This window comes from Pseudomonas arcuscaelestis (assembly GCF_016881005.1).
Classification (GTDB): domain Bacteria; phylum Pseudomonadota; class Gammaproteobacteria; order Pseudomonadales; family Pseudomonadaceae; genus Aquipseudomonas; species Aquipseudomonas arcuscaelestis.
In genome coordinates, this window is sequence record NZ_JACOPV010000001.1 from 425122 (window position 1) to 448768 (window position 23647).

The 23647-nt window shown below is 57.8% G+C and carries 22 protein-coding genes; 16 read left to right on the plus strand and 6 right to left on the minus strand.

The annotated features are described in order from the left end of the window. Positions 1-68: 68 nt before the first annotated feature. The 6 genes from prlC (at position 69) to H8F21_RS01995 (ending at position 8363) form a co-directional block, all read left to right on the plus strand. The gene (prlC, locus tag H8F21_RS01970) at positions 69-2120 is read left to right on the plus strand and encodes an oligopeptidase A (protein WP_136473866.1); all 2052 of its coding nucleotides are present in this window, start codon (positions 69-71) and stop codon (positions 2118-2120) included. Next, positions 2117-2395 carry a YheV family putative zinc ribbon protein gene (locus tag H8F21_RS01975; protein WP_203477031.1) on the plus strand — a complete coding sequence of 93 codons (279 nt, stop codon included), beginning with the start codon at positions 2117-2119 and terminating at the stop codon, positions 2393-2395. Before prlC ends, H8F21_RS01975 begins: the two co-directional genes overlap by 4 nt. A 127-nt stretch (positions 2396-2522) precedes the next feature. Further along, positions 2523-4553, plus strand: coding sequence for a M3 family metallopeptidase (locus H8F21_RS01980; protein ID WP_203477030.1), 2031 nt, complete (start codon positions 2523-2525; stop codon positions 4551-4553). Positions 4554-4620: 67 nt separating this feature from the next. Beyond that, positions 4621-5679 carry a PA0069 family radical SAM protein gene (locus H8F21_RS01985; protein ID WP_203541739.1) on the plus strand — a complete coding sequence of 353 codons (1059 nt, stop codon included), beginning with the start codon at positions 4621-4623 and terminating at the stop codon, positions 5677-5679. 245 nt (positions 5680-5924) lie between these two features. After that, entirely contained in the window at positions 5925-6644 is a 720-nt protein-coding gene (locus H8F21_RS01990) for a carbonic anhydrase (RefSeq protein WP_203583918.1), read from the plus strand. A 153-nt stretch (positions 6645-6797) separates the two neighbouring features. Beyond that, positions 6798-8363 carry a SulP family inorganic anion transporter gene (locus H8F21_RS01995; RefSeq protein WP_203477029.1) on the plus strand — a complete coding sequence of 522 codons (1566 nt, stop codon included), beginning with the start codon at positions 6798-6800 and terminating at the stop codon, positions 8361-8363. Between the two features lie 61 nt (positions 8364-8424). On the opposite strand, the gene H8F21_RS02000 is transcribed toward H8F21_RS01995, so the two are convergent. Continuing rightward, positions 8425-9072: a hypothetical protein gene (locus tag H8F21_RS02000; protein ID WP_136473872.1), complete on the minus strand. Its 648-nt coding sequence runs from the start codon at positions 9070-9072 to the stop codon at positions 8425-8427. A 369-nt stretch (positions 9073-9441) separates the two neighbouring features. On the opposite strand from H8F21_RS02000, the gene coxB reads away from it, so the two are divergent. Genes coxB through H8F21_RS02020 form a run of 4 tightly spaced genes read left to right on the plus strand, consistent with a single transcriptional unit; the run spans position 9442 to position 13705 of the window. Then, entirely contained in the window at positions 9442-10569 is a 1128-nt protein-coding gene (gene coxB, locus H8F21_RS02005; protein ID WP_203583919.1) for a cytochrome c oxidase subunit II, read from the plus strand. Between the two features lie 52 nt (positions 10570-10621). After that, a complete protein-coding gene (gene ctaD / locus H8F21_RS02010) occupies positions 10622-12211 on the plus strand; it encodes a cytochrome c oxidase subunit I (RefSeq protein WP_203477028.1) in 1590 nt (529 codons plus the stop codon). A gap of 24 nt (positions 12212-12235) precedes the next feature. Further along, positions 12236-12805 carry a cytochrome c oxidase assembly protein gene (locus H8F21_RS02015; RefSeq protein ID WP_203477027.1) on the plus strand — a complete coding sequence of 190 codons (570 nt, stop codon included), beginning with the start codon at positions 12236-12238 and terminating at the stop codon, positions 12803-12805. 12 nt (positions 12806-12817) lie between these two features. Then, a complete protein-coding gene (locus H8F21_RS02020; RefSeq protein ID WP_136473876.1) occupies positions 12818-13705 on the plus strand; it encodes a cytochrome c oxidase subunit 3 in 888 nt (295 codons plus the stop codon). 6 nt (positions 13706-13711) lie between these two features. Here the strand turns inward: H8F21_RS02020 and H8F21_RS02025 are convergent, their stop codons facing one another. Next, complete coding sequence (locus H8F21_RS02025; RefSeq protein ID WP_136473877.1) at positions 13712-13915, minus strand: twin transmembrane helix small protein; 204 nt, start codon at positions 13913-13915, stop codon at positions 13712-13714. 63 nt (positions 13916-13978) lie between these two features. Between H8F21_RS02025 and H8F21_RS02030 the strand changes: the two genes are divergently transcribed. Genes H8F21_RS02030 through H8F21_RS02050 form a run of 5 tightly spaced genes read left to right on the plus strand, consistent with a single transcriptional unit; the run spans position 13979 to position 17886 of the window. Then, complete coding sequence (locus H8F21_RS02030; RefSeq protein ID WP_203477025.1) at positions 13979-14722, plus strand: SURF1 family protein; 744 nt, start codon at positions 13979-13981, stop codon at positions 14720-14722. Continuing rightward, the gene (locus H8F21_RS02035; protein WP_203477023.1) at positions 14688-15281 is read left to right on the plus strand and encodes a hypothetical protein; all 594 of its coding nucleotides are present in this window, start codon (positions 14688-14690) and stop codon (positions 15279-15281) included. The genes H8F21_RS02030 and H8F21_RS02035 overlap by 35 nt, the downstream gene beginning before the upstream one ends. A 9-nt stretch (positions 15282-15290) precedes the next feature. Beyond that, a complete protein-coding gene (locus H8F21_RS02040) occupies positions 15291-16373 on the plus strand; it encodes a COX15/CtaA family protein (protein ID WP_203477017.1) in 1083 nt (360 codons plus the stop codon). Then, on the plus strand, positions 16358-17257 hold the full coding sequence (gene cyoE / locus H8F21_RS02045; RefSeq protein ID WP_203477016.1) for a heme o synthase: 900 nt from the start codon (positions 16358-16360) through the stop codon (positions 17255-17257). The genes H8F21_RS02040 and cyoE overlap by 16 nt, the downstream gene beginning before the upstream one ends. Beyond that, positions 17254-17886, plus strand: coding sequence for an SCO family protein (locus tag H8F21_RS02050; RefSeq protein ID WP_136473882.1), 633 nt, complete (start codon positions 17254-17256; stop codon positions 17884-17886). Before cyoE ends, H8F21_RS02050 begins: the two co-directional genes overlap by 4 nt. Before the next feature lie 70 nt (positions 17887-17956). On the opposite strand, the gene H8F21_RS02055 is transcribed toward H8F21_RS02050, so the two are convergent. From H8F21_RS02055 to H8F21_RS02065, 3 genes are all read right to left on the minus strand, one after another. Next, positions 17957-18727: a MetQ/NlpA family ABC transporter substrate-binding protein gene (locus H8F21_RS02055; RefSeq protein WP_136473883.1), complete on the minus strand. Its 771-nt coding sequence runs from the start codon at positions 18725-18727 to the stop codon at positions 17957-17959. A gap of 62 nt (positions 18728-18789) precedes the next feature. Further along, the gene (locus tag H8F21_RS02060; protein WP_038605236.1) at positions 18790-19461 is read right to left on the minus strand and encodes a methionine ABC transporter permease; all 672 of its coding nucleotides are present in this window, start codon (positions 19459-19461) and stop codon (positions 18790-18792) included. Then, a complete protein-coding gene (locus H8F21_RS02065; protein WP_203477015.1) occupies positions 19461-20468 on the minus strand; it encodes a methionine ABC transporter ATP-binding protein in 1008 nt (335 codons plus the stop codon). The genes H8F21_RS02060 and H8F21_RS02065 overlap by 1 nt, the downstream gene beginning before the upstream one ends. Positions 20469-20693: 225 nt before the next feature. Between H8F21_RS02065 and katE the strand changes: the two genes are divergently transcribed. Beyond that, entirely contained in the window at positions 20694-22832 is a 2139-nt protein-coding gene (gene katE, locus H8F21_RS02070) for a catalase HPII (RefSeq protein ID WP_203583920.1), read from the plus strand. A 38-nt stretch (positions 22833-22870) separates the two neighbouring features. On the opposite strand, the gene H8F21_RS02075 is transcribed toward katE, so the two are convergent. Continuing rightward, the gene (locus tag H8F21_RS02075; RefSeq protein ID WP_203477013.1) at positions 22871-23584 is read right to left on the minus strand and encodes a PA5502 family lipoprotein; all 714 of its coding nucleotides are present in this window, start codon (positions 23582-23584) and stop codon (positions 22871-22873) included. Positions 23585-23647 lie beyond the last annotated feature (63 nt).

Genomic DNA, 23647 nt, shown 5'->3' on the forward strand with positions numbered 1-23647 from the left:
ATAGGGCTGCGGTCAGCGTCGATTGTAATTAAGATGGTCCGGTGTTTCTTCTGCCAAGGTGTTTAACCGTGAGTGCGAACAACCCGCTACTGCAGTCTTATGACTTGCCGCCCTTCTCGGCGATCCGTGCCGAGCATGTGCAGCCGGCGATTGAACAGATCCTGGCCGACAACCGTACAGCTATTGCCCAGATCCTCAAAACACAAGGCCAGCAGCCAAGCTGGGCCGGTCTGGTACTGGCCATGGACGAACTCAATGATCGCCTGGGCGCCGCCTGGAGCCCGGTCAGTCACCTCAACGCCGTTTGTAACAGCGCCGAGTTGCGTGAAGCCTACGAGGCCTGCCTGCCAGCGCTGAGTGCATATGCCACTGAGCTGGGGCAGAACCGTGAGCTGTTCCAGGCCTATGAAGCGTTGATAGCCAGCCCGGAAGCGGCAAGCTTCGACGTTGCGCAAAAGACTATTCTCGAACATGCCCTGCGTGACTTCCGCCTGTCGGGTATCGACCTGCCAGCTGATCAGCAGCAACGGTATGCCCAGGTGCAAAGCAAGCTCAGCGAGCTGGGCAGCCGCTTCTCCAACCAGTTGCTTGATGCCACCCAGGCCTGGACCAAGCATGTCACCGATGAGGCCGCGCTGGCCGGACTGACTGATTCGGCCAAGGCCCAGATGGCCGCTGCAGCCCAGGCCAAAGGGCTTGATGGCTGGCTGATCAGCTTGGAGTTCCCCAGCTATTACGCCGTGATGACTTACGGTGAAGATCGCGCGTTGCGCGAAGAAATCTACGCCGCCTACTGCACCCGCGCTTCTGATCAGGGCCCGAATGCCGGTCAATTCGATAACGGTCCGGTGATGGGCGAAATTCTTGACTTGCGCCAGGAGTTAGCCGAACTGCTGGGCTATGCGAACTACGCTGAGCTGAGCCTGGCAACAAAAATGGCCGAGTCCAGCGACCAGGTGCTGACCTTCCTGCGTGACCTGGCCAAGCGCAGCAAGCCGTTTGCCATCCAGGATCTGGCTCAGCTCAAGGCTTACGCGGCCGAGCAAGGTTGCCCGGACCTGCAAAGCTGGGACAGCGGCTTTTACGGCGAAAAACTCCGTGAGCAGCGCTACAGCGTGTCTCAGGAAACCCTGCGTGCCTACTTCCCGATTGATAAGGTGTTGTCTGGTCTGTTCGCTATTGTCCAGCGTCTGTACGGTATCGAAATTGCCGAGCTCAAGGGCTTCGACACCTGGCATCCGGATGTGCGCCTGTTCGAAATCAAGGAGCATGGTCAGCACGTAGGCCGCTTCTTCTTCGACCTTTATGCCCGCGCCAACAAGCGTGGCGGCGCTTGGATGGACGGTGCCCGCGACCGTCGACGGAACGCGGAGGGCCAATTGCAGAGCCCGGTGGCAAACCTGGTATGTAACTTCACGCCTGCAGTACCTGGTAAACCTGCGCTGCTGACGCACGATGAAGTCACCACCTTGTTCCACGAGTTTGGGCATGGCTTGCACCACTTGCTGACTCGCATCGAGCATGCCGGTGTGTCCGGTATCAACGGCGTGGCCTGGGATGCCGTGGAACTGCCAAGCCAGTTCATGGAAAACTGGTGCTGGGAGCCCGAGGGTCTGGCGTTGATCTCCGCTCATTACGAAACCGGTGCCGCCCTTCCACAAGACTTGCTTGAGAAAATGCTGGCGGCGAAAAATTTCCAGTCCGGGCTGATGATGGTTCGCCAATTGGAGTTCTCGCTGTTCGACTTTGAACTGCACGCCAGCCATGGCGATGGCCGTAGTGTGCTGGAAGTGCTCGAGGGCATTCGCGACGAAGTCTCGGTCATGCGGCCACCTGCGTACAACCGCTTCCCCAACAGCTTTGCGCACATCTTTGCCGGGGGTTATGCCGCGGGCTACTACAGTTACAAGTGGGCTGAAGTGCTCTCGGCCGATGCGTTCTCGCGGTTTGAGGAAGAAGGCGTGCTAAACGCGCAAACGGGTCGTGCTTTTCGCGAGGCGATTCTGGCGCGTGGCGGCTCGCAGGAGCCGATGCTGCTGTTCGTCGACTTCCGTGGTCGTGAGCCATCAATCGATGCACTCTTGCGCCATTGTGGTTTGAGTGAGGATGTGGCGGCATGAGCGATGGGCCTGTGATAACGAAAAAACGCTTCATCGCCGGGGCAGTCTGCCCGGCGTGCAGCGAGCCGGACAAACTGATGATGTGGAGCGAAGACAGCGTCCCGCATCGAGAGTGTGTGGCGTGTGGGTTCTGCGACACGCTCAACGAACAGGGGCTGTCGGTGCCCAAGGAGCTGGGCACTCGAGTCAACAAGATCGAGGTCAAACCAGCCGAGGCTAAGGTGCAGACTGTTCAGTTCTTCCCCAATCCCAAGCTGAAAAAGCCTGAGCAGTAGCCTGTCACCCTACCCGGGGTCTCTGCCCCGGGTGTCTTGTATGCTCCCGTGCAGTAGATAGTTACCGCTTGTCAGACTGATGTGTCTTGCAAGCTCGGGTCACTGACAACCCGAGCAAGGAAGCACTATGAGCACCGAGAATCCACTGGTGGGCCTTCAAGGTCTTATCGCCTACGACCAAATCACCCTGGAGCATTTACGCCCTGCTGTCGATCAGGTGATCGAGGAGCACGAAAACGGCATCGACCAAATCATCGGCCATCAGCAGGCATTGCCCACTTGGGACGACCTGGTGCTTGCCGTGGATGGGCTGGATGCCAGGTTGCAGGGAGTGTTCTACTCCATGGTTCCTTTGATGGCTCGAGGCGATGCCTGGGCATCTGAAGTGTTCGAGTGCTATGGACTCATCGACGCGCGCTTCAAGCAGAAGCTTAAAAATGCGCCGCTGCATGTTTTGTATGAGCGTCTCGCCGCCAGCGACGTGGGGGCCAATCTTGATGCCCATCAGCGTGGCACCTTGCAACAAGTGCTCAAGGAGTTTCGTCTGGCAGGTGTTGGCCTGGACGATGCCAGACAGCTTGAACTGGAACAGCTGGAGTCGCGGATCCGCGAGTTGGAGGGGAAATTCCAGGAAACGCTGCAGAAGTCGGTTGAGCAATCCAGCATCCACATTACCGATGAAACGCAGCTTGAGGGGGTGCCTGAACCGCTGCGCGCCGACCTGGCTCAAAAGGCCAGGGATGCCTCATTGCCCGGCTGGCTGATTGTTTGTGTGCAGGAACCGTGCAACGCGATTCTTAAACATGCCACGGACCGCGCCCTGCGCGAGCAGGTTTACCGCGCATACACCACCCGCGGCTGGGACAGTGAACTGGCACATGACAACGGCCCGGTGCTGGAGCAGTTGGCGCAACTCAGGCTCGAAAAAGCCCGCCTGCTAGGGTTTGACAGTTACATGGCGTTGAGCCTTGAATCGAAAAGTGCCGGCTCCGTCGAGCAAGTTGCAGGCTTTCTCGACGATCTGGTTCGCAGGGTTGGCCCAGGGATGCAGCGAAGGCAAACACGACTGCAGGCGCTGGGGCAGTCCCATGGCCTGGAGGCAGTCCAGCCTTGGGACGTGACTTATCTGCAGGCTGCCGATGCGCGGGCAACGTTGGGTCTTCCGGCTAAAGGGCTGCGCGGTTTCTTCCCGCTGGACAAGGTGGTGCAAGCTTTGCGTGAGCTGACCTGGCAGTTGTTTGGCGTCACCTTGAACACTGATGAGTCCGTCGCGGCCTGGGATCCAAGCGTACTCACCTTTGAGGTGCTCCAGGACCATGCGACGATTGGTTATATTCACCTCGACCTGATCGACCGACCTGGCAAACAAGTGTTGGGCGTTTCTACCTCATACATCTGGCACCGACGGGTCGATGCCGAGGGTATCTATCATGGCGCCGTGGCGGTAGTGTTCAGCGACATCGCACCAGGCATTGGCGGTGAGCAACCACAACTCAGTCACCTCTCTCTGCGCAAGTTGTTTCACGAGTACGGGCATGCCTTGCACCACCTGCTGGTGCGCACCAACAACCATCTACTGTCCGATCTACGACGCTTGGGGGCGGACGGCGTAGAGGTATCGAGTAAATTGCTTGAACGATGGGCGTGGGATGCCGACTTCATGGCCGACATTTCTTCGCACCATGAGGACGGCCGCAAGCTGACAACGGAGCAGGTACAACTGGCGCTGACGGCTTTGCAGGGCGAGGGCATTCAGGAGTGCGCGCTCCTGCTGTCTCAAGCCTTGTTCGATTTCGACCTGCACCTGTCAGCTGATGACGGCAGGACAATCGACCAGCGAGCCGAGACCAGTCATGCGCAGGTTTGTGGTTGGCCATTGGTAGGTTTTGAACGTCCCATGCATGCCTTGGATCACTTGGTCAGTGGATATGACGCGAGTTTCTACGCTTACCTGTGGTCCGATGCTCAGGCTTTTGATTTGTTTACACGTTTCCAGAGCGAAGGCTTGCGCAGTGCTTCGACGGGGCGAGCGTTGCAGGATGTGGTTCTGTCACAAGGTGCGGCGCGCCCAATTTCGCAAAGCCTGGAAGCTTTCCTGGGACGTCCAGTGAGCTATGTGCCCTTCCTGCGCTGGTATGGTGTGGCTGAAGATGATTGACCAAAGGCGCTGGCAGAAATAGTCATATCTCTATACTGTATGTAAATACAGTATAGAGGTTGGCGCGATGTTCTCTCCAGCACCGCAAAGGGGCCGTGGTACGACCCTCAATCCCCACAATCGCTTCGCCCCCAGGCAATCGCTTGCAGAAGACGATGGCTGGTACCAAGAGGTACCCATGACCCAAGGGACCGAGGTGCGCAGCGAGACGGCCAAGTCCATCATTACTCGCAACACCTCACCCGATCTGCCTTTCGACCGCTCGATCAATCCCTATCGTGGCTGCGAGCATGGTTGTATCTACTGCTATGCGCGGCCAAGCCATGCCTACTGGGATTTGTCTCCTGGACTGGATTTCGAGACCAAGCTGATCGCCAAGACCAATGCTGCGCAAGTGCTTGAGCAGCAGTTGAGCAAGCCGGGTTATGTCTGTGCTCCGATCAATCTTGGCTCCAACACAGATCCCTACCAACCCATCGAACGCGAGCAGAAACTGACCCGGCGCTTGCTGGAGGTGCTGCTGCGCTATCGTCATCCGGTCACGATTGTCACCAAAGGCTCGTTGATCCTTCGTGACCTGGATGTGCTCGCCGAGCTGGCCCGGCAACGCTTGGTGACGGTAATGATCAGCCTGACGACCCTCGATGATGAGCTAAAACGCACGCTGGAGCCTCGGGCCGCAGCGCCCAAGGCGCGATTGCGAGCGATCCGGGTGCTGAGTGAGGCAGGTGTACCGGTAGGCGTGCTGTGTTCACCGATGATCCCGATGATCAATGACAGCGAGCTGGAGCAGTTGCTTGAGGCGGCCAAGAACGCCGGAGCGCTGAGCGCGGCATACATGATGTTGCGTTTGCCGCTGGAGGTTGCACCGTTGTTCGAGCAATGGCTGCAGGATCACTATCCACAACGCGCCAACCATGTATTGAGTCTTATCCGCCAGAGCCGTGGTGGAGCGTTGTATGACAGCCGCTTTGGTGCGCGCATGCGCGGTGAAGGTGTATTTGCCGACTTGTTGGCGCAGCGGTTCGCCAAGGCGATCCGTCGCCTGGAGCTGAATCAGCGCAAAGGCTATGCGCTTGATTGCAGTGCCTTTTGTCCGCCAGGAGGGCAGATGTCGTTGCTCTGACTTAAGTAATGGGTATTGGCCATTGATGGTTTTTTGATATTATTCTGGCCTCTCCTTGAATCTCTGGAACGCCCGTTCTAGAGCCTCTTAATTCAGTTTGAGTTAAGTTTTTCCGCGTAGCGTAGGAATTCAGCCAACAACTGATGTGATTGTTGGTGCGCGCTGGTCATCCAAACGACATGCGCTATTTGAATCATCAACCCGGTAAAATGGACTTAACCAAAAACCGTCAAAGAGGATGAATCATGCCCGTCAAGGACCCATCCAAGGTCGTTCCGGAAGCACCTGCCGAGAGCGCTGATGCCGCCCTGAAGCATATCGTCGACGGCTTTCTGCGGTTTCACCACGACGTTTTTCCTGAGCAGCAGGAGTTGTTCAAGAAGCTCGCCACCTCGCAAAAGCCTCGTGCCATGTTCATCACCTGCGCTGACTCGCGCATCGTGCCCGAGTTGATCACCCAAAGCTCGCCCGGCGACCTGTTCGTTACCCGTAACGTGGGTAACGTAGTACCGCCGTATGGGCAGATGAATGGTGGTGTATCCACCGCCATCGAATACGCAGTACTGGCCTTGGGCGTACATCACATCATTGTTTGCGGTCACTCCGATTGCGGCGCGATGCGCGCAGTACTGAACCCTCAAAGTCTCGAGAAGATGCCGACGGTAAAGGCCTGGTTACGCCATGCCGAGGTGGCCCGCACGGTGGTCGAGGACAATTGTTCCTGCGGCAGCGAGCATGAAAGCATGCAGGTACTGACCAAGGAAAACGTCATTGCCCAGTTGTACCACTTGCGTACCCACCCTTCGGTGGCTTCGCGTCTGGCAGCCGGCCAGTTGTTTATCCATGGCTGGATCTATGACATCGAAACCAGCCAGATCGAAGCATACGATGCTGCCAGCGACAGCTTCCAACCGCTGTCCGCCGGTCAACCGATTCCCTGCGCAACACCCAAAGGCCGCTACTAAGCGTCCTTGAAACCTCCATAACTGCCTGATTGACCGCTGCACCCACGGGTGCGGTCTGGTCATCGGCTGCCTTGAATTCTCCTGACTGCCTTGCCGACCTGCTGGCGGTTAGCGGCTGCGTGTTTGTCAGGGGTTGTGCCTGCGGCCATCGGAATGGCTGTGAATCTTGAGAGAAGGAGTGACACGGTGAACAAGACACAAGCGAAAGCGTTAATCCCGCGGGAGCTACTGGCCTCTGTAGTGGTTTTTCTGGTCGCCCTGCCCTTGTGCATGGGTATCGCCATAGCCTCGGGCATGCCGCCAGCCAAGGGTCTGATTACTGGAATCATCGGCGGGATCGTGGTCGGTTGGCTCGCCGGCTCGCCCCTGCAGGTAAGCGGTCCTGCCGCTGGCCTGGCTGTTTTGGTGTTTGAGCTGGTACGTCAGCACGGCGTGGCAATGCTGGGTCCGATTCTGTTGCTGGCAGGCCTGCTGCAACTGCTGGCCGGGCGCTTGCGCCTGGGGTGCTGGTTTCGGGTTACGGCTCCTGCGGTGGTCTACGGCATGCTCGCCGGTATCGGTGTGTTGATTGTTTTGTCCCAGGTACATGTGATGTTCGACAGCACGCCGCAGCCTTCAGGCCTTGCCAATCTGGCTGGTTTCCCTGACACCGTCGGGCAAGCGTTCATGCAAGGTGGACGGGACCAGGGTTTGCAGGCTGCTGCATTGGGGCTGGGCACTATCGCGGTTATGTGGGGCTGGGAGCGATTTCGGCCGCAAACGCTGAGGTTTGTGCCTGGTGCGCTGCTCGGGGTCGCCTTGATGACCGCAATCAGTATCTGGCTCACGCTGCCGGTCAATCGCGTTCAAGTACCGGCGGATCTGAGTGAGGCTATCGACTGGTTGCGTCCGGCTGATCTCCTGAGTCTGGCTGATCCGAATCTGCTGGTGGCAGCTTTTGCCCTGGCGTTTATCGCCAGTGCTGAAACGTTGCTTTCCGCTGCTGCTGTAGACCGCATGCACAATGGTCAGCGTTCGGATTTTGATCGTGAATTATCGGCGCAAGGATTGGGCAACATGCTCTGCGGTGTGCTGGGGGCGTTGCCCATGACCGGGGTGATTGTGCGCAGCTCCGCCAATGTTCAGGCCGGTGCCCAAACGCGTTTGTCGGCAATTCTGCACGGGGTGTGGTTGCTGGCGTTTGTCGTGGTGCTTGGCAGTTTGTTGCAGCAGATACCCGTGGCGAGTCTTGCGGGGGTGCTGGTGTACACCGGTATCAAACTGGTGGACTTCAAGGCTTTCAAGGGTTTGAGCCGGTACGGCCGTATGCCGATGTTTACCTACGCGGTCACGGCGCTAGCGATCATCTTTACTGATCTGTTGACCGGAGTGTTGCTGGGTTTTGCACTGACCTTGCTTAAGTTGGCGCTGAAGGCGGCACGCCTGAAAATCAGCTTGGCCAGCCTTGATGTTCCCGGTCATCTGGAGCTGCGCTTGAGCGGCGCGGCAACCTTTCTCAAGGTGCCGGCGTTGGCCCAAGTGCTTGAAGGTATTCCAGCAGGGACCACGCTGCATGTGCCGCTGGCCAACCTCAGCTATATCGATCATTCATGCCTTGAACTGCTTGAAGATTGGGGGCGGGCCAACGCAGGCAAGGGTTCGCGGCTAGTGATTGAGCAGCGCAGATTGAAACGCCGGACCGAAGGGCGGGTGCGCACAACGGCGGGCTTGGGCGCCTGACTCATCGCGGCTAAAGCCCGCTCCTACCGGCAATCATTGCCGGTGGGGGCGCAATAAGTGCTTAAGCCGGCTGATCCAGATCCAGGCCGACACCCAGCTGACGTGACAGACAAGGCCAGCGTTTCCAGGCAGCGCCTGTTTCGGGGCTGCTGAGCTTGTGGCGATACTGCTCGACCGATTCCAGAGCGAAGCTTTCTTCATCAAGCATTTCGTCCACCGAGTGGTGAACCACTTCGTCCAACTGGTTGGCGAATTCTTCGCCGATCAGTTGGTGGGCAATCAGGTTGGCCACAGTGGTATCCAGCGGTATCAACGGCTGGTTGAAGTGCTTGATATACAAGTCGTTCACTTCTTCTACCAAGCGATGCGCCAGGTAGGCTTCATCCAGCAGGCAACCCAGGCCGAGGTGGCCATTGGTGATGGCGGGTGGCTGCAGGAAATACTGTTCAGCAATTTTCAGTACAGGTTTTATTTGCGATTCGATACCGGCTTCGCGGGCCACTTCATTGGCGGCCTCAAGCAGCTCCGGAACCTGTTCGATGTAGGCGCTGACGAAGCGGGTCAACGCGCCTTGGGCGTCGATCTCCGGCAGTTGAATCGAGGGATGTAAGTGCGGCAGTTGCTTGATAAGTTGATCTTTCAGTTGGCCGGTTTCGGTCTCATGTTGATGGGCACGGGAAATCTGCTCGCGCAAAGCGGCGATGTTCATGACAACTCCAGGGTAAAGGCGTGACAAACGGAAGACATAAAATAGCTCGGTTCTGCAAACGGCTAAGACGTATTTGGCATAACCGATCCAGTCTTATATTCAGAGATTATATCGAAATGCCATCATTGTGCTCTCACCCCGGCTAGTTCGCGGCTTTGCGCGCAAACGTTCAACTTGGCGTCGAGGAATTTTCCTATCGCGTTGCGTCGACGAGGTCGCTGTCTATACTCCGGTTTGAAAGTGATTCGCTGATGAGGCCCGACTGCAGTTCGCAGGGGCTCGGTCGTCGAAGTTCGCAGTCTTGGCCGCCGTACCCTTAGCCGTAGGTCCACGCCTCCGGGATAACAAGAACGATAAGGGGAACCCGCAATGATGCGACATCCACATGTCTGGATGGGCCTCCTGTTGTGGTCGGTATTCGGTCAGGCTAACGCCGCCTGGACCGTGAACATGGCGCCAGGGGCGACAGAAGTCAGCAACGCAGTGTTCGACCTGCACATGACCATCTTCTGGATCTGCGTGATCATTGGCCTGGTGGTCTTTGGTGCGATGTTCTGGTCGATGATCGTCCACCGTCGTTCAACCGGCCAGCAGCCTGCTCATTTTCACGAGCACACCTGGGTCGAGATCATGTGGACAGTGGTGCCCTTCCTGATCCTGGTGGCCATGGCCATCCCTGCGACCAAGACCTTGATCGATATTTACGATGCCAGTGAATCGGATGTCGATATTCAAGTCACCGGTTACCAGTGGAAATGGCATTACAAGTACTTGGGCCAGGACGTTGAGTTCTTCAGTAATCTGGCCACGCCCGCCGACCAGATCCACAACAAAGCCCCCAAAGACGAGCATTACCTGCTTGAAGTCGACCAGCCATTGGTGCTGCCGGTCGGCGCCAAGGTACGCTTTCTGGTGACGGCTGCCGACGTGATTCACTCCTGGTGGGTGCCGGCATTTGCAGTCAAGCGCGACGCCATTCCCGGCTTCGTCAACGAAGCCTGGACCCGGGTCGAAAAACCCGGCATTTACCGCGGCCAATGTACTGAATTGTGCGGTAAGGACCATGGCTTCATGCCTGTGGTGGTGGAGGTCAAATCCAAAGCCGATTACGACACCTGGCTCGCCGAGCGCAAGGCAGATGCGGCCAAGCTCAAGGAACTGACCAGCAAGGAATGGACGCTTGAAGAGTTGGTCGAGCGTGGTGACAAGGTTTACCACACCACCTGTGTCGCCTGTCACCAGGCTGAAGGCCAGGGCCTTCCGCCGATGTTCCCGGCCCTCAAGGGTTCGAAGATCGCTACCGGACCGAAGGAAGATCACTTGAGCATTATCTTCCATGGCAAGCCGGGCACGGCCATGGCGGCTTTCGGCAAACAGCTTTCGGAAGTCGACATTGCTGCCGTGGTGACCTACGAGCGAAACGCCTGGGGCAATAACAAAGGCGACATGGTCACGCCTAAAGATGTGCTGGCGATCAAACAGGCAGAAAGCAAATGAGCCGACCTGACAGGAATTCCCGCACCAGCCACCGGATTGCAGGAGACAGGACATGAGCGCAGTGATCGACGACCACAGCCAGGGTCATGAACACGCCCACGGACCGGCCAAAGGCTTGATGCGCTGGGTGCTGACCACCAACCATAAAGACATTGGCACCATGTACTTGTGGTTCAGCTTTATTGCGTTCCTGCTGGGCGGCTCTTTCGCCATGGTGATTCGCGCCGAACTGTTCCAGCCAGGCCTGCAGATCGTTCAGCCGGAGTTTTTCAACCAGATGACCACCATGCACGGGCTGGTGATGGTCTTTGGGGCCGTGATGCCCGCGTTTGTCGGCCTGGCCAACTGGATGATTCCATTGATGATCGGCGCGCCGGACATGGCCTTGCCGCGTATGAACAACTTCAGCTTCTGGCTGCTGCCAGCAGCCTTTCTGCTGCTGGTTTCGACGCTGTTCATGCCGGGTGGCGGGCCCAACTTTGGCTGGACGTTTTATGCCCCGCTATCGACTACCTATGCTCCGGAAAGCGTGACCTTCTTTATTTTCGCCATTCACCTGATGGGTATCAGCTCGATCATGGGGGCGATCAACGTGATTGCCACCATTCTCAACCTGCGCGCCCCAGGCATGACGCTGATGAAAATGCCGCTGTTCGTCTGGACCTGGTTGATCACCGCGTTTCTGTTGATTGCGGTCATGCCGGTTCTGGCCGGTGTGGTAACCATGATGCTCATGGATATTCATTTCGGCACCAGCTTCTTCAGCGCTGCGGGCGGCGGTGATCCAGTGTTGTTCCAGCATGTGTTCTGGTTCTTCGGCCACCCCGAGGTCTACATCATGATCCTGCCGGCATTCGGCGCGGTCAGCTCGATCATCCCGGCGTTTTCGCGCAAGCCACTGTTCGGCTATACCTCGATGGTTTATGCCACCGGCGCGATCGCCTTCCTGTCCTTTATCGTGTGGGCCCACCATATGTTCGTGGTGGGCATTCCGGTGGTTGGCGAGCTGTTCTTCATGTACGCCACCATGCTGATCGCAGTGCCAACCGGGGTGAAGGTATTCAACTGGGTCAGCACCATGTGGGAAGGCTCGCTGACCTTCGAGACACCGATGCTGTTCGCCATTGCCTTCGTCATCCTGTTCACCATTGGCGGGTTTTCAGGGCTGATGCTGGCAATCGCCCCGGCGGACTTCCAATACCACGATACCTATTTCGTGGTCGCCCACTTCCACTACGTACTGGTGCCGGGTGCGATCTTCGGGATTTTTGCTTCGGCCTATTATTGGCTGCCGAAGTGGACTGGGCACATGTACGACGAAACCCTCGGCAAGCTGCATTTCTGGCTGTCCTTCATCGGCATGAACATGGCGTTCTTCCCGATGCACTTTGTCGGTTTGGCCGGGATGCCCCGACGGATCCCGGACTACAACCTGCAGTTCGCCGACTTCAACATGATTTCATCGATCGGTGCCTTCATGTTCGGCGCCACACAGATCTTCTTCCTGTTCATTGTCATCAAATGCATTCGCGGTGGTGCGCCTGCCCCAGCCAAGCCTTGGGATGGTGCTGAGGGCCTGGAGTGGTCAGTGCCATCCCCTGCGCCTTACCACACCTTCCAGACACCACCGGAAGTGAAATGAACGGCCTGGGCCGGAGGATGAACCATGAGTGAAAGGACCTCGCTCAAACGCCTGGTAGTGCGACTGTTGCTGCTGACTGTGGTGATGTTCGCCTTCGGCTTTGCCTTGGTGCCGATCTACGACGTGATGTGCAAGGCATTCGGTATCAACGGCAAGACCGGGGGGCAATACGAAGGCAGTCAGGTCAGTGACCCGAGTCGCATGGTGAAGGTGCAGTTTATGTCGACCAATGCCAGTGACATGGTCTGGGAGTTCTACTCCACGGCCGACCAGATCGACGTTAACCCCGGTGCGGTGAACCAGATGGTTTTCATCGCGCGCAATCCGACCGACAAGCCGATGAGCGCTCAAGCGGTTCCAAGCATCACCCCGGCAGAGGCAGCGGCCTACTTTCACAAGACCGAGTGCTTTTGTTTTACCCAGCAAGTACTGCAGCCAGGAGAGCGTATCGAGATGCCGGTGCGTTTTATCGTCGACCGCGATCTGCCCAAGGATGTGAAACACCTGACGCTGGCTTACACGTTGTTCGATATCACTGCTCGCCACCCGCCGGTTGCACACCTGGTGAGCCAGGACACACAGGGTGCCCGATAAGGAGAACACTCAATGGCTTCGCATGAGCACTACTACGTTCCGGCGCAGAGCAAGTGGCCGATCATTGCCACCATCGGTATGTTCATTACGGTGTTTGGCCTGGGTACCTGGTTCAACGATCTCAAGGCCGGGCGACCGGATTCCCATGGTCCGTGGATCTTCTTCTTCGGCGCGCTATGCCTGGCTTACATGCTGTTCGGCTGGTTTGGCGCGGTAGTCAAGGAAAGTCGCGCCGGGCTCTATAGCCCGCAACTGGACAGGTCGTTCCGCTGGGGGATGTCGTGGTTCATTTTTTCCGAGGTAATGTTTTTCATCGCCTTCTTCGGGGCGTTGTTCTACGTCCGCAATCTGGCCGGGCCCTGGTTGGGGGGAGAAGGTGCCAAGGGCGTAGCGCACATGCTCTGGCCAAACTTCGAGTTTTCCTGGCCATTGCTGAACACGCCGGATCCGAAGCTGTTTCCACCGGCAAAAGACATCATCGATCCTTGGCATCTGCCGTTGATCAATACCATTTTGCTGGTCAGCTCCAGTGTCACGGTGACTATCGCGCACCACGCCCTGCGCAAGGATCACCGGGGTGCGCTGAAATTCTGGCTCGGCTTGACCATCGTGCTCGGAGTCGCCTTCCTCATTCTGCAGGCGTACGAGTATCACGAAGCCTACAACGAGCTTGGTTTGACCCTGGGTTCGGGAATCTATGGCGCAACATTCTTCATGCTCACCGGATTCCATGGTGCGCACGTCACCATGGGCACGCTGATTTTGTTCGTTATGTTGGTGCGCATCATGCGTGGACACTTCAGCCCCGATAAGCATTTCGGCTTCGAAGCGGCTAGCTGGTATTGGCACTTCGTCGACGTGGTCTGGGTCGGGTTGTTTATCTTTGTGTATGTGCTGTAGCGGGTTTTAGAACGGCGCGTGGGAGACCAGTTGGCCGCTGTAAAAGCCCCAGGTCACCAGCGCCAGGGTCAGCGCGGCGAGGGTAACCCGCACGGTCAGGGCTTTGAGCAGACGTGTGGAGTCGCCATCGTCCTTGACCAGAAAGAACAGGCCACTGAACAGACTGGCGATGGTCGCCAGCAGCATCAGGACAATCGCAGCTTTAAGCATGGCGAAACTCCGGGGGGATGCATCGATGACCTTAAGTATAGCGATTGACCATGGGGTGACCGGGTGAAGCCATTTCGCCCTGGTTGGCTGCCGACGCTGGTAGTGCTGTTGCTGCTACCGGGCTTGATCGGCCTCGGTTTCTGGCAACTCGGGCGTGCGGAACAAAAGCGCGACCTGCTTGGCAGCTACGCCGAGCGCCAGGCTGGCGAACCCATTGGTGTGACGCAACTGACCCAGGTGCAAGACCCGGCTTACCGCCGTGTTCGCCTATTCGGCCATTTTGATACCCAGCACAGTTTGCTGCTGGATAACCGCATGCGGGATGGCCAGGTCGGCGTCGAGCTTTTACAACCCTTTTTCGATCAGTCCAGCGGGCTTTGGCTACTGCTCAATCGCGGCTGGTTACCATGGCCGGACCGACGCAATCCCGTGCAGTTCGCTACGCCGGAGCAAACCTTGAGCCTGGATGCCTGGGTATATATCGCCCCAGGCGCGACCTTCCAGCTGCATGCCGATCCTGAGGGTGGCAGTTGGCCGCGGCTGCTGACGGCCATCGATGCCGGTCATCTCTGGACGCAGTTGGCGCGCCAGGGCTTTGCTCATGAACTGCGTCTGGAGGCCAGTCCAGTGAGCTACCGTCTGGACTGGCCTGTGGTTGCCATGGGTCCGGAAAAACATGTGGGCTACGCCGTGCAGTGGTTTGCCCTGGCGTTGGCGTTGGTCCTGCTCTACCTCTACTTCGGCTGGCATAACAACAAAAAGGAGAAACAGCATGGGAGCCGTCACGAGTCCACTCAACATGTCTGAAGGCAAGACGCCGCGCGGACGTATCCGCGGACGCTTGCAACTGATCCTGATCCTGCTGGTGGTAGTCGGTCCTATGTTCCTGGCCACTGCCATGTATAAGTTGCAGTTCTGGGTGCCCGATAGCCGCAGCTATCACGGCGAGATGATCGGTGATGGTAAAAGCCGCGCCGACCTTGGCGTGGACGCCGATGAACAGCGCTGGCAGCTATTGGTCAGCGCGCCTAAGGAATGTGGCCTGGATTGTCAGCAACTGGTGTACCTGGCCCGGCAGATTCAAGTAGGCCTCGGTCGCGATGCCAGCCGCGCCAGTCATGCCCTGGCCACTACTCAGCCGTTGACGGGTGATTATCAGGCCCGGCTCGATCGTGAATATCCACAACTGCAACGTTACCCGCTGAACCCGGACAAGTACGGTGCCGTGAGTCAGGGCAAGCAAGATGCTCAGCTTTGGGTCATCGATCCACACGGCAATCTGGTGCTGCGCTATGACGCCAGGGTCAAGGGCAAGGACGTGCTCAACGACCTGCGCCATCTGTTGAAACTGTCCAATATCGGGTAGGACTAGATCATGGCCAGACCTGGATACCGTCTTGCAGTATTTGCCACCTTGCTGGCGCTGGTAGTTGTGCTGCTCGGGGCCTATACCCGTCTCACCCATGCTGGCCTGGGGTGCCCCGACTGGCCGGGTTGCTACGGCTTCATCAGCGTGCCCAAGAGCGAGGCACAGCTGGCTCACGCCGAACTGCATTATCCGGACTCGCCGGTGGAGGAGCACAAGGGTCGCAACGAAATGGTCCATCGCTACTTTGCCGGCACCCTGGCGTTGGTGATCACCCTGCTGGCCTGGCAGGCCTGGCGTCGTCATGGCCGGGATGGCCAGCCTTATCGTCTGCCCTTGCTGTTGCTCGCAGTGGTGTTCGCTCAGGCAGCATTCGGTATGTGGACGGTAACCCTCAAGCTTTGGCCGCAGGTCGTTACGGCACATTTATTAGGTGGTTTTGCCACCTTGAGCCTGCTGTTCCTTTTGAGCCTGCGATTGTCGCGAGCATTTGCTCCCCTGCCCAAGCTGCCCCTGAGCGTCAGGCGGGTGGCAGCGTTGGGGTTCCTTGTCGTTATCGGCCAAATCGCCTTGGGTGGTTGGGTAAGTGCCAACTACGCCGCGGTGGCCTGTGTGGACCTACCCACCTGCCATGGCCAGTGGTGGCCACAGGCAGACTTCGCCAACGGCTTTCATCTCACTCAACACATTGGCCCCAATTACCTCGGCGGGCAGTTGGACAGTGATGCACGCACTGCTATTCACATGAGCCATCGGATGGGGGCCTTGTTGGTCACATGCGTGTTGCTGATGCTCAGCTGGAAGCTGCACCGCCATGGCCTGAGCAAGTTGGCAGGCGTGGTATTGCTGGCACTGGGTGCACAGGTTGGATTGGGGATAAGTAATGTGTTGTTCCACCTGCCATTGCCGGTGGCCGTGGCGCATAACGCCGGTGGCGCCATGCTGCTGCTGAGCATGGTGCTAGTCAATTACCGCATACGCCTGGTGGCCAAGGCCAAGGCGCGTCGAGTCAGCCAAGGTTGGCGCCTGACACCGCTTACTAACGGCGGCGTGGTTCACTATCTGGGAGATAACTCATGGCGTCGCTTCTGAGTGAACGCAGTCAGCAGGCTGGCTGGCGCGACTATCTGGAACTGACCAAGCCCAAGGTGGTGGTGCTGATGCTGATCACCTCGCTGGTCGGCATGTTCCTAGCCACACGTGCGGGGGTGCCCTGGACGGTGCTGTTGTTTGGCAATCTGGGCATCGCCTGCTGCGCCGGCGGTGCTGCTGCGGTGAATCATGTAGTGGATCGGCGCATCGATGCGCTAATGGCACGTACACACAAGCGGCCGTTGGCCGAAGGCCGGGTAACGCCAGGCGCCGCGCTGATTTTCGCCCTGCTGCTTTCGCTGTCAGGCATGGGCCTGCTGCTGGTGTTTACCAATGCCCTCACCGCCTGGCTAACCCTCGCTTCACTGCTGGGCTACGCAGTGATCTACACCGGCTTTCTCAAGCGAGCCACGCCGCAGAACATCGTCATTGGCGGGTTGGCCGGCGCGGCGCCGCCGTTGCTGGGCTGGGTGGCGGTCAGCGGCCATATCAGTGCCGAACCGCTGCTGCTGGTACTGATCATTTTTGCCTGGACTCCCCCGCATTTCTGGGCCCTGGCCATTCACCGCAAGGAAGAGTATGCCAAGGCGGATATTCCGATGTTGCCGGTAACCCATGGCGAGCACTACACCAAGGTGCACATCTTGCTCTATACCTTGGTGTTGCTGGCAGTCAGCCTGCTGCCCTATGCCATTCATATGAGTGGGCCGCTGTACCTGGCCTGCGCCGCGGTACTGGGCTTGCGCTTCCTGCAATGGGCCTGGGTGTTGTACCGTGGCAGTCGGCCGCATGCCGCGATCAAGACCTTCAAGTACTCTATCTGGTACCTGTTTTTGCTGTTCATCGCGCTGCTTGTTGATCACTACTTACTGTTGAACCTATGACTCGAACCCAGAAAACCGTTTTCATCCTCGTTGCCCTGGTCGCCGTGATCCTTGGGCTTACCGTCAACAAAGTGCTCAATGGCCGCAGTGAGGGCAACCCTGCTGAACTGATCGATGCGGGCATTATTCTGCTGCCGCAGAGCCGCACGGTGCCAAGCCTGGAAATGACTGACGAAAAGGGTCAGACCGTGGCGGTGGATGAACTTACAGGTAAATGGTCGCTACTGTTCTTCGGCTACACCTTCTGCCCGGACATCTGCCCGACCACCCTTGCGCAGTTGCGTCAGGTTAAGAGCGAATTGCCCAAGGAAGCGGTAGACCGCTTGCAGGTCATTCTGGTTAGTGTTGACCCGAACCGTGATACCCCGACTCAGCTGCAGCAGTATCTGGGATATTTCGACAAGGATTTCCGTGGCCTGACCGGCTCACTGGATAACTTGCAGAAGCTGGCCAATGCGGTAAGCATCCCGTTCATTCCGGCCGATACCAGCAAGCCGAACTACACGGTTGATCACAGTGGCAACCTGGCGGTGATTGGGCCAGACGGCAAGCAGCGGGGGTTTATTCGCGCACCGTTCAACAATCAGAAGTTGGTAGCGCAGTTGCCGGGCTTGCTCAAGCGCGACTAAAAGCATCGCCGGGCAGGTCCGCTCCCACCGACGCTGTGGGAGAGAGCTTGCCCGACGATAGTCTTCTGGATCAGAACGCAGGCTTGACCGCGCCCTTGTACTTGTCTTCGATGAACTTCTTCACTTCCGGGGTGTGCAGGGCTGCAACCAGCTTCTTCACTGCCTCGGCATCTTTGTTGTCTTCACGGGTAACCAGGATGTTCACGTAAGGCGAATCGGCACCTTCAATGACCAGGGCGTCTTTCTCTGGGTTGAGCTTTGCTTCCAGCGCGTAGTTGGTGTTGATCAGTGCCAGATCGACCTGAGTCAGTACGCGTGGAATGGTCGCCGCTTCCAGTTCACGGAATTTCAGGTTCTTGCTGTTCTCGGTGATGTCTTTGACGGTCGAGAGGATATTGGTGTTGTCTTTGAGCTTGATGACGCCAGCCTTGTCCAGCAGCAGCAAGGCACGACCACCGTTGGTAGCGTCGTTGGGGATAACGACGGTGGCGGTCGATGGCAGTTCATCGAGCTTTTTGTATTTGCTCGAGTAAGCACCCAGCGGCTCCAGGTGAACACCGGCAACGCTGACCAGCTTGGTACCCTTGGCCTTGTTGAACTCATCCAGGTACGGTTGGTGCTGGAAGAAGTTGGCGTCCAGGCGTTTCTCGGCAACCTGCACGTTCGGCTGGATGTAGTCGGTGAAGACTTTGACTTTCAAGTCCACGCCTTCTTTGGCCAGGGCCGGTTTGACGAACTCCAGGATCTCGGCGTGCGGCACCGGGGTGGCAGCTACGGTCAGGGTTTCAGCCTGAGCGGAGAAGGCCGCGACGGCGGCGACAACAGCAAGCAGCTTTTTCATCAAATCACTCCTTGTGAGGGCCGATCCGGCCCCCGGTGCGTCGGCTTTGCCGACCCATGGGGTTACTTACGGGAAAAATGCACAACCAGTTTGTCGCCCACGCTCTGCAGTACTTGAACGAGTATCAGCAGCAGGACCACGGTTACGACCATTACGTCGGTTTGGAAGCGTTGATAGCCAAAGCGAATCGCCAGGTCGCCGAGGCCGCCTGCTCCCACTACACCCGCCATTGCGGTGTAGGAGACCAAGGTGATGGCAGTGACGGTGATTGCCGCGAAAATGCCCGGGCGGGCCTCTGGCAGCAACGCATTGGTGATGATCTGGCGAGTGGTTGCACCCATTGATTGGGTTGCTTCGATAATGCCTCGGTCGACTTCACGCAGGGCTGTTTCAACCAGGCGGGCGAAGAAGGGTGTTGCGCCCACAACCAGCGGCGGGATCGCCCCGGCGACGCCCAGCGAAGTGCCGGTGATCAACACCGTGAACGGGATCATCACAATCAACAGGATGATAAACGGCAGCGAACGCAGCACGTTGACCACCAGCGACAGTAGCGCATATACGCCCTTTTGCTCGAACAACTGGCGCGGGCCGCAGAGGAACAGCAGCACGCCCAGCGGCAGACCGAGCAACACGGTGAAGAACAGCGATCCGAACAGCATGATCATGGTGTCAATCGTGGCTAGCCAGATTTCGGCCCAGTCGACGTTGGCAAAGAAACTCAAAGCGTCCATTAGCGCAATACCTCCATATGAACATCAGCCGCCGTGAAGCGGGCGAAAGCCGCTTCCATGTCGCCGCCAGTCACGGCCAGGGTCAGCTGCCCATACGGGGTGTCTTTGATACGGTCGATACGACCCGCGAGGATGCTGTAGTCGACGCCGGTTTCGCGGGCTACGGTGCCCAGCAGTGGCGCGTAGGTCGAGTCACCCTGGAAGGTCAGGCGCACGATGCGACCCGGAACGTGGGCGAAGTCGTCGCGCTGTTCATTCTCGTCGACTTGTTCATCTTCCTGAACAAAACGCTTGGTGGTCGGATGCTGTGGATGCAGAAATACATCTGCCACCGGCCCGTGCTCGACAATCTTTCCGTCGTCCATTACCGCAACTCGGTCACACACGCGGCGGATCACGTCCATTTCATGGGTGATCAACACAATGGTCAGCTTCAGTTCGCGGTTGATCTCTGCCAGCAATTGCAGGACCGATGCGGTTGTCTGCGGGTCGAGGGCGCTGGTGGCTTCGTCGCACAGCAGGATTTTTGGCTTGGTGGCCAAGGCGCGAGCGATACCTACACGTTGCTTCTGACCGCCGGATAATTGCGCGGGATACTTCCTGGCATGTTCGGACAAACCCACGCGGGTCAGCAACTCACTGACCCGAGCATCGATTTCCTTGCGCGACAGCTGGCCGGCCAGGGTCAGCGGTAGCGCAACGTTGTCGGCCACGGTCTTGGAGGCCAGCAAGTTGAAGTGCTGGAAAATCATCCCGACCTGTTGGCGAAAGCGGCGCAGCTCATCAGCGTTGAACGCGGTGACATCTTCGCCGTCAACGATGATCTTGCCGCCACTTGGGGCTTCCAGGCGGTTGATAAGGCGCAGCAGGGTACTTTTGCCGGCACCGGAGTGGCCGATCAGTCCAAACACCTGGCCGTTCTCGACACTCAGGTTGGTCGGGTGCAGCGCGGGAATGTCCCTACCGGCGACGCGGTAGGTTTTATGCACATTTTGAAACTCGATCACGTAGCGAACCTTGTGGGGCGCATGAAATTTAGGTCAGCGGTTAGCCGGGGCCGCATTTTAGCCTGTTCATATAGAGGTTCTTAGCATTTATTTTGCATTTGACCAATGCTGTTGGAATAACGCGATCAGTGGTCAATCCGAATGAACGCTCGCAGGCCTCAACCAGTCACTACTAAATGGACCCGCCGTGGGGTCGATCCAAGACTGATTGAGGAGAGCGTTCCAATGCCTAGCAAGAAGAATCCGCCCAAGGAAAGTCAACTGGCCGGTACCCAGACCCCGGACCGGGCCAATACCAATGCCAAGCTACAGAGTCTTGAGGCCGTTCGCAGCGATGCTACCGGCCAGGCCTTACGTACCAATCAGGGCGTGAAAATTGCTGATAATCAAAACACGCTCAAAGCCGGAGAGCGTGGCCCGTCGTTACTCGAAGACTTCATCATGCGTGAGAAAATCACGCACTTTGACCATGAGCGTATTCCAGAGCGGATCGTTCACGCGCGCGGTACTGGCGCTCATGGCTACTTCCAGAGTTATCAATCCCATGCTGCGTTGACCAAGGCAGGATTTCTTCAGGACCCTGAGAAGATCACGCCGGTGTTTGTGCGCTTTTCGACGGTTCAGGGGCCACGTGGGTCTGGCGACACCGTGCGCGACGTGCGAGGGTTCGCCGTCAAGTTCTTCACCGATGAGGGCAATTTCGATCTCGTTGGTAACAATATGCCGGTATTTTTCATCCAGGATGCGGTCAAGTTTCCCGATTTTGTACATGCAGTAAAACCCGAGCCGCACAACGAGATACCCACTGGTGGCTCAGCCCATGACACTTTCTGGGACTTTGTCTCGCTGGTTCCGGAATCGGCTCACATGGTTATCTGGGCTATGTCCGATAGAGCCATTCCGAAAAGCCTGCGCACCATGCAGGGCTTCGGTGTGCATACCTTCCGATTGATAAATGCCGAGGGCAAATCGAGTTTCGTTAAATTCCACTGGAAGCCTAAAGCTGGCGTTTGCTCACTGCTTTGGGATGAGGCGCAGAAGTTGGCCGGCAAGGACACCGACTACCACCGGCGAGACCTTTGGGAAGCTATCGAGACCGGTAATTACCCGGAATGGGAATTCGGTGTGCAGATCGTTGCTGAAGAGGATGAGCACAAGTTCGATTTCGACTTGCTTGATCCCACCAAGATCATTCCTGAAGAGCTGGTGCCGGTAACACCGCTGGGCAAAATGGTGCTCAACCGCAACCCCGACAACTTCTTTGCCGAAACCGAGCAGGTAGCGTTCTGCCCTGGGCACATTGTCCCCGGCATTGATTTCTCCAACGATCCGCTGCTACAGGGCCGATTGTTCTCATACACCGATACCCAGATCAGTAGACTCGGGGGTCCGAATTTTCATGAAATTCCAATCAACCGACCGCTCGCGCCCAACCATAACGGTCAACGCGATGCACAGCACCGGGTCACCCTCGACAAAGGACGGGCCTCTTATGAACCCAACTCAATCGACGGCGGCTGGCCGAAGGAAACGCCTCCTGCTGCCCGTGACGGTGGTTTTGAGTCCTACCCTGAACGAATCGAGGCACATAAAGTGCGTCAGCGCAGCCCCTCGTTCGCCGATCACTTTTCCCAAGCGCGGCTGTTTTTCCAAAGCATGAGCCCAACCGAACAGGAGCACATCATCAGTGCTTACAGTTTTGAGCTGGGGAAGGTGGAGCGAGAGTTTATTCGCGCGCGTGAAGTGAATGAGATTCTGGCCAACATCGACCTGAAGCTGGCGGCTCGTGTGGCGGCGAACCTCGGGCTGCCTGCACCGAAAAAAGGCACCGTTGATGTTCGCGAGCCGAGCCTCAAGCAATCACCTGCCTTGAGCCAGATGAACCTTCTTGGGGACGGTATCAAGGGGCGCAAGGTGGCGGTGCTGGTAGCCGATGGCGTCGATGCCGAGAGTGTCGACACACTGGTGAAAACGCTGGAAGCGCAGAGTGCGCAGATCAAGCTGCTGGGGCCAACCTCTGCGCCGGTGAAAACCGCTCAAGGCAAGGCTTTAGCAGTGGATGCCTCGATGGAGGGCATGCCCTCGGTGGTCTTCGATGCGGTTTGGGTGCCGGCCGGCAAAGTGTCGCTTCAAGCCTTGATGAACAGCGGCCTGGCCCTGCATTTTCTGCTCGAAGCTTATAAGCACTTGAAGCCGATGGGGCTTGCCAGTGAAGCACAGCCATTGCTCGACAAGCTTGGTTTGAAGGCAGATAGCGGATTGCTGCTGGGGAATGACGCGCAAACCCACAAAGCGTTCATCACCGCCATCAGCAAGCATCGGGTGTGGGAGCGCGAGGCTGCCGCTCAGGGCGTTCCGGCGTAGCTATAGGGTAACGGGTGCCTGGGCAGGCACCCGTACCTTCAGGGGCGCCGAGGCACCAGCACAACTTGTGCTGGCTGATTGCGCTGAATTTCATGCGATTGCTGAAGGTCGAACTCGCTGTCGAGCTTGAGCACCCGCTTGCCCAGCAGGGTCTTGAGCCATGGCGCGTCGTCCTTGCGCGGAACCTGGAACACAACATCGCACTTATAGTTCACAACATCAGCGGCGATATCATCCAGTTGGCGGCGCATTTCACGAATATTCGTGGTTTTGAGTGCAACAACCGTGCTCTGGGCCGTGGGGTCGACAAGCCTTGCGGCCGGGCGTGCTTCCGCTGCCTTGAGGGCTGCTTCGGCTTTTTCCAGCTCAGCCTTGCGGGCCTGGGCAATGGCGCCATTGACGCCGCCGGTCAACGCCGGGGCCTTGGGCATTAACGCCCGGGCGCGGCTCAAGGCAGTGGCGGCGGCATTGACATCACCCTTTTGCAGAACGATCTGGCTGCGTTGCAGATAGGCCTCGGCCAACTGGCGCTGGTACTGCTCTACCCGGCTGTCATCAGGTGCCTGGGCCTGCAGTGCGGCCAGTTGATCTTCGGCGGTAGCCAGCTCACTGCTGGCGATGCTTTGCTCCAACTGCTGCCAGGCATCGGCCTGGGCGGTCGTGGCAGCGTTATCGGCTGGGGTGCTGGAACACGCGGCCAGGATTACCGAAAACGCGGCAAGGAGCAGATAACGGAAGGCGAACGGCTTCATTCCTGCGACTCTCTAATTGCGCAAAAAGCGAGCAAGTCTACACCCAGTCCGCAGACTCGAAAA

Excerpts from the sequence above, each read along its gene's own strand:
- H8F21_RS01975 (WP_203477031.1), top strand. The coding sequence starts at position 2,117 with ATGAGCGATGGGCCTGTGATAACGAAAAAACGCTTCATCGCCGGGGCA.
- H8F21_RS01980 (WP_203477030.1), top strand. The coding sequence starts at position 2,523 with ATGAGCACCGAGAATCCACTGGTGGGCCTTCAAGGTCTTATCGCCTAC.
- H8F21_RS01985 (WP_203541739.1), top strand. The coding sequence starts at position 4,621 with ATGTTCTCTCCAGCACCGCAAAGGGGCCGTGGTACGACCCTCAATCCC.
- H8F21_RS01990 (WP_203583918.1), top strand. The coding sequence starts at position 5,925 with ATGCCCGTCAAGGACCCATCCAAGGTCGTTCCGGAAGCACCTGCCGAG.
- H8F21_RS01995 (WP_203477029.1), top strand. The coding sequence starts at position 6,798 with ATGGCTGTGAATCTTGAGAGAAGGAGTGACACGGTGAACAAGACACAA.
- H8F21_RS02000 (WP_136473872.1), bottom strand. The coding sequence starts at position 9,072 with ATGAACATCGCCGCTTTGCGCGAGCAGATTTCCCGTGCCCATCAACAT.
- coxB (WP_203583919.1), top strand. The coding sequence starts at position 9,442 with ATGATGCGACATCCACATGTCTGGATGGGCCTCCTGTTGTGGTCGGTA.
- ctaD (WP_203477028.1), top strand. The coding sequence starts at position 10,622 with ATGAGCGCAGTGATCGACGACCACAGCCAGGGTCATGAACACGCCCAC.
- H8F21_RS02015 (WP_203477027.1), top strand. The coding sequence starts at position 12,236 with ATGAGTGAAAGGACCTCGCTCAAACGCCTGGTAGTGCGACTGTTGCTG.
- H8F21_RS02020 (WP_136473876.1), top strand. The coding sequence starts at position 12,818 with ATGGCTTCGCATGAGCACTACTACGTTCCGGCGCAGAGCAAGTGGCCG.
- H8F21_RS02025 (WP_136473877.1), bottom strand. The coding sequence starts at position 13,915 with ATGCTTAAAGCTGCGATTGTCCTGATGCTGCTGGCGACCATCGCCAGT.
- H8F21_RS02035 (WP_203477023.1), top strand. The coding sequence starts at position 14,688 with ATGGGAGCCGTCACGAGTCCACTCAACATGTCTGAAGGCAAGACGCCG.
- H8F21_RS02040 (WP_203477017.1), top strand. The coding sequence starts at position 15,291 with ATGGCCAGACCTGGATACCGTCTTGCAGTATTTGCCACCTTGCTGGCG.
- cyoE (WP_203477016.1), top strand. The coding sequence starts at position 16,358 with ATGGCGTCGCTTCTGAGTGAACGCAGTCAGCAGGCTGGCTGGCGCGAC.
- H8F21_RS02050 (WP_136473882.1), top strand. The coding sequence starts at position 17,254 with ATGACTCGAACCCAGAAAACCGTTTTCATCCTCGTTGCCCTGGTCGCC.
- H8F21_RS02055 (WP_136473883.1), bottom strand. The coding sequence starts at position 18,727 with ATGAAAAAGCTGCTTGCTGTTGTCGCCGCCGTCGCGGCCTTCTCCGCT.
- H8F21_RS02060 (WP_038605236.1), bottom strand. The coding sequence starts at position 19,461 with ATGGACGCTTTGAGTTTCTTTGCCAACGTCGACTGGGCCGAAATCTGG.
- katE (WP_203583920.1), top strand. The coding sequence starts at position 20,694 with ATGCCTAGCAAGAAGAATCCGCCCAAGGAAAGTCAACTGGCCGGTACC.
- H8F21_RS02075 (WP_203477013.1), bottom strand. The coding sequence starts at position 23,584 with ATGAAGCCGTTCGCCTTCCGTTATCTGCTCCTTGCCGCGTTTTCGGTA.